Origin of the sequence: Arthrobacter sp. Hiyo1 (assembly GCF_001263615.2) — a bacterium.
GTDB lineage: Bacteria > Actinomycetota > Actinomycetes > Actinomycetales > Micrococcaceae > Arthrobacter.
The window spans coordinates 218717-222227 of record NZ_DF952472.1 but is presented as its reverse complement, the minus strand read 5'-3'; the positions used below and the strand labels follow the sequence as shown (position 1 = coordinate 222227).

Below are 3511 nucleotides of genomic sequence, written 5' to 3'. Positions count from 1 at the left end.
ATTTGACGAGCGCTGTTCCGGCGGGGGCCGGCGCCAGGTCCGGCGGGGTGATGAGCGTGTTGCCCATGGGTGTTTCAGCTCTCTTGTCGGTTGGCATTTTGGGGTGGCAGGTCGTTGCTCAGCGCACGGATTTGATCTTCAGGAAGATGATGAGGCTTCCCAGGAGAGCCAGCGCGGCGCCGGTGAGGTAGAGGGCGGTGTAGTTCTTCTCGGCCCCGGCCGCCCCCAGGACGATGATGAAGGGCGCCAGGAGGGGTGCTATTGCGCTGGGGATCCGTTGTGCGAATCCGACGACGGCGAGGTAGCGTCCGGCCTGTGCCCGGTCCGGTAGTACGGCGAAGATGATGGCTTGGTCCACCGCGCTGAAGAGGGCGATCGCGCACTGCATGATGAGTGCGCCGACGAGCAGGGTGATGAAGGAATGGGCGTAGGCTTCGGTGATGCCGCCGGCGAGGAAGAGCAGGCCGCCGAGAAAAGCGAACAGCCTGCGTCGACGGAGCTTGTCGGAGAGGAACCCGCCGGTGAGGGCGCCTGCGGTGGCGGCGACGATGCCGAGCATGCCGATCAGGGCGACGGTTCCGGCGACTTCCTTGATGGGAAGGCCCAGGCGCTGGGCGTAGAAGAAGCTGCCGAAGGTGGTGTTGAAGTAAAGGCCCATGAAGAAGATGAAGCGGCCCAGCCAGTTCCAGCCGAAGTCCGGGTGCTTGCGGGGGCTGAAGGTGTAGCTGGTCAGGAGGGCCTTGACGGTGACGGTGCTGTTGTGGACGAGGCCCACGGAGCTGCCTTCGCGCTTGACGAGCGAGAAGAGAGCCACCAGTGCAAGACCCACGAGGCCGGGGACAAGGAAGACGAGCAGGGTGCTGGAGGAGACGGCGTAGGCGATGCCGATTCCGAGGACGGGGGCGATTTGGGCCGACAGCCCGCTGAACGCCGAAATCTTGCCGCGCTGTTCCTCGGGAATCCGGTCGGCCTGCAGGTTCAGGATGGCCTGGCCCGCGGCCGCCCAGCCGAAGAGTCCGAAGACCCAGCCGAGGCCGATGAGGAGCACGCTGGGTGCCAGGGAGATGCCGAGGAGTCCGAGGATGCCGAGGAGGGCTCCGCCGATCATGAAAGGGGTGCGGCGGCCGAGGCGGGAGCGAAAACGGTCGCTCCAGACGCCGACGAGGGGACTGGCGGCGATGGAGATGAACTGTGCCGTTCCGGTGACGTAGCCGAGCAGCTCTTCGTGGCCCGGGGCGAGCTGGGAGATGCGGACGGCAAGTGAGTAGGACATCGGGACGATGAACGCCATCGCGACGCCGAAATTCGCCAACGATATCAGCGTCAGGTAGCTGGCACTGGCCTTCTTCAGCGCCGGCGCCTCGATGTCGGGGATACCGGCGGGGGGTCCTTGCCGGGAACCCGCGTCCGTGAGGACCGCGGATTCCGCTTCTTTGGGTGGTAGGTCCCCGTAGCTGGGCTTGACCATGATGACTCCTTTGTCTGGGTACGATGTGCGCGACGTATTTTATTGCTGCGGCAGGGATTGGTGACTGGTGGGGTGGGGGCGGCGGCGATGCCGCCCCCACGGTGAGCTTGTGGCTGCTATGAGCGCTGGGCGCCTGCGGGCATGGACAGCGCCGGTTCCTGGGTGAAATCAGGTGCCGCGGTTTGGTGCTGCCCGTTTTGTGCGGTGATTGAGCCTGGCTTGCGGCCGTGGAGTCCCGTCCATCGCTCGCGGAGCGCGAACGCGGCGGTCTTGGGCCTGCGGTCCCGGGTGAAGACGCCCTTCTTGTTCCCGTCCACACGGTGGATCGCGGGGCCGGTGCCGAAGTCGGCGAAGTTCCAGACGTGTTCTCCGACGAATGACGGGATCCGGTCAAAGACACGGTGGTTCATGGCGAGGAAGCCTGCTTGGAATTCCTCCGTCCACGGGGTGTCCAGGACGGAGTGGAGGCCGGCGATGGTGTCGGCGCCGTATTCGCTCATCATGATGGGCTTGCCGTGCTTCGCGGCCCAGCCGCGCAGATCGGCCTCGAGGAGCTTCTCGCGGTCTCGAGATCGCCGGTGGCGACATACCAGCCGTAGTAGCGGTTGAGGGAGATGACGTCGACGAGGTCCGCGAGGCGGTCGTTCTCGCTCGTGGCGAAGATGACCGCCGTCGTGGTCACCGGGCGCGTCGGGTCGAGCTCCCGGGTGAGCTTGATGAGCGGTTCGAAGTATTCCCTTGCCCCGTCCTCGTTGGAGGAGGGTTCGTTGGCGACGCACCACATGACGACGCTGGGGTGGTTCTTGTCCCGGTCGATGAGCTCACGTAGATGCTGGGCGTGCGCGGCCTGGGTCTGGTCGTTGATTGTCTCCGGGGAGAACGTGGGCCGGGGCGGCTGTCCCGTCAGTCCGGCCTCCACGGCGAGGTTGAGTCCGACGGCGGCGGTCTCGTCGATGACCACGATCCCGTGCCGGTCCGCGAACTCGATGACTTCCTCGGCGTAGGGGTAGTGGGAGGTGCGGAAAGAGTTTGCGCCGGTCCAGTCAAGGAGGCGGAAGTCGTGGACGAGGTAGGCGTTGTCGTGGCCTTTGCCGCGGATGGCGGTGTCCTCGTGCTTGCCGAAGCCGGTGAAGTAGAACGGCTCGCCGTTGATGAGGAACTGTTCGCCCTGGACGGCGACCGTGCGGATCCCGACGGGGAGTTCGTAGGCATCGACGACGTGCCACCCGTCATGGATCTCGACCTCCAGGCGGTAGAGGTATGCTGCTCCCGGCCTCCACAGCACGGCGTCCTCGACCCGCAGGGTGCCGGAGTGACCTTCGCCTGACGCGACCGTGTTCCCTGTCTCGTCGATGAGCCGCACACTCGCGGGGGCCGGTTCGCTGGTAGCCAGTCGGTAGCTCACCAGCCCGGTGCCGCCGTCGACGACGTCCGTGGTCACCGTTATATCGGTGAGGTGCGACCGGGGGGTGCTGTAGAGCCAGACGGAGCGGGCAAGGCCGGCGTAGTTGTAGAAGTCGTGGAAGTACGTCTGCCGTTCCTGCCCGTCGGCGCCGACGGTCAGCTTCCCGGGCGGGATGGTGATGTTGGTGAGCCGGTTGTCGACGGCGACGGTGAGGCGGAATTCCGTCCCGGGGGCAATGAGCCCGGTCAGGTCCGCTTCGAAGGGCGTGTATCCGCCGACGTGCTCCGCAACCAGGGTGTCATCGACGTAGACGGCAGCGGCGTGGGTTGCGGCGTCGAAACGGAGCACAATGCGCTGGTCCGACCAGCCGCGGGGGACGCGGACCGTGCGTTGGTACCAGGCCAGGCCGACATGGTCGCGGATCTTCTGCTCGGCGAACAGGTCGTTGTAGCTGGCCGGGACGGCCGCTTCCAATCGGGTTTCGAGCCGTGACTTCCACGGCTCCGGGCCGAGCGTGCCGTCGAGGCCGAACAGCCACAGGCCGTCGAGGTTGACGAGTTCACGGGTGGCGGTTGCCAGGGGCTTCAGCATCGAAGAACTCCTTGAGGGTCAGTGGGCGAGGGCGCTGAGCGCGCCGG

Annotated in this window: 3 protein-coding genes; all 3 read right to left on the bottom strand. The window is 66.1% G+C overall.

The window, feature by feature from the left end; translation table 11 throughout:
* Positions 1–118: 118 nt before the first annotated feature.
* Complete coding sequence (locus AHiyo1_RS14685) at positions 119–1468, bottom strand: MFS transporter (protein ID WP_059389064.1); 1350 nt, start codon at positions 1466–1468, stop codon at positions 119–121.
* 116 nt (positions 1469–1584) lie between these two features.
* The gene (locus AHiyo1_RS26910; RefSeq protein WP_253257367.1) at positions 1585–1971 is read right to left on the bottom strand and encodes a glycoside hydrolase family 2 TIM barrel-domain containing protein; all 387 of its coding nucleotides are present in this window, start codon (positions 1969–1971) and stop codon (positions 1585–1587) included.
* Complete coding sequence (gene uidA, locus AHiyo1_RS14680; protein WP_253257366.1) at positions 1968–3464, bottom strand: beta-glucuronidase; 1497 nt, start codon at positions 3462–3464, stop codon at positions 1968–1970. The genes AHiyo1_RS26910 and uidA overlap by 4 nt, the downstream gene beginning before the upstream one ends.
* Positions 3465–3511: the final 47 nt, after the last annotated feature.